This window comes from Arthrobacter sp. Hiyo1 (assembly GCF_001263615.2).
In the GTDB taxonomy this organism is placed as follows: domain Bacteria; phylum Actinomycetota; class Actinomycetes; order Actinomycetales; family Micrococcaceae; genus Arthrobacter.
Window position 1 is genome coordinate 143,403 of record NZ_DF952474.1, and the last position, 1,345, is coordinate 144,747.

The 1,345-nt window shown below is 65.5% G+C and carries 1 pseudogene; it reads left to right on the forward strand.

The features are described from left to right. Positions 1 to 1,345 (forward strand): annotated as a pseudogene (locus AHiyo1_RS18075) (xanthine dehydrogenase family protein molybdopterin-binding subunit); the annotation flags it as partial.

Sequence of the window (1,345 nt, forward strand, 5' to 3'; positions counted from 1 at the left end):
TCGCCACATGCGCATGCCCGGATTGTCTCCATCGATGCGACGGCGGCCCTTCAGGTACCCGGCGTCGTCGCGGTTTTCACGCATGAGGACGCGCCGGGCCGGTTGTTCTCCACCGCCCAGCACGAGCTTTACACCGATGATCCCGACGATACCCGCGTCCTCGACAACGTAGTGCGCTTCATCGGCCAGCGGGTGGCCGCCGTCGTCGCCGAATCGGTGGGCGCAGCGGAAGCCGGGGCCCGGGCCATCAGGTGGAATATGAACTCCTTGACGCTGTCTTCTCGCCACAGGACGCGTTGCTGCCGGGTGCGCCCGCGATCCATGGGGAGAAAGACGGGGAAACGGCACGGATTTCCCGCCCGCAGAACAACGTCGTGGCGGAGGTCCATTCCGAGCTGGGGAACGTCGAAGCCGGATTCGCGGCGGCCGACTTCATCCACGAGAACACCTACCAGACCCAGAGGGTCCAGCACGTCGCAATGGAAACGCACTGTTCCATCGCGTGGGTGGAGCCCTCCGACAATCCGGGGGAGGACCGGCTCATGGTGCGTTCCTCCAGCCAGGTCCCGTTCCTGGTCCGGCGAACACTTGCCCGCGTGTTCGACCTTCCCGAAGACCGCATCCGCGTGGTGGCAGGCCGCGTGGGAGGCGGGTTCGGCGGCAAGCAGGAAGTGCTCACCGAGGACCTCGTAGCCATGGCGGCACTCAAGCTGCGCCGGCCGTGCAGGTGGAATTCACCCGCACCGAGCAATTCACCTCCACCACCACGCGCCACCCCTTCACTATCAAGGTCAAAGCAGGGGCGAGCAATGACGGCCAGCTGACGGCGATGCAGCTGGACGTGGTCACCAACACCGGCGCGTACGGAAACCACGCGCCCGGAGTGATGTTCCACGGTTGCGGCGAGTCCCTGGCCGTCTACAAATGTGCCAACAAGAAAGTGGATGCGCAGGCCGTCTACACCAACACAGTCCCGGCCGGCGCCTTCCGTGGCTACGGACTGAGCCAAATGATCTTCGCGATCGAATCCGCCATCGACGAGCTCGCCGTCGGAATCGGCATGGACCCCTTGGACTTCCGGCTCAAGAACATGGTCCGGCCGGGTGACCACATGCTCTCCACGAACCCGGAACCGGAAGAGGACGTTTACTACGGGAGCTACGGACTGGACCAGTGTGTGGCTCTGGTCCGGGATGCCCTCGAGCGGGGCGATAAACGCTACCGGGATGCCGGCCTCGACAACTTCGGCCCGGGGTGGGTCACGGGCGTGGGGTCCGCGCTGTCCATGATCGACACGGTTCCGCCCCGCGGCCACTTCGCCCACACGCGCCTCAGGCTCCTGCCG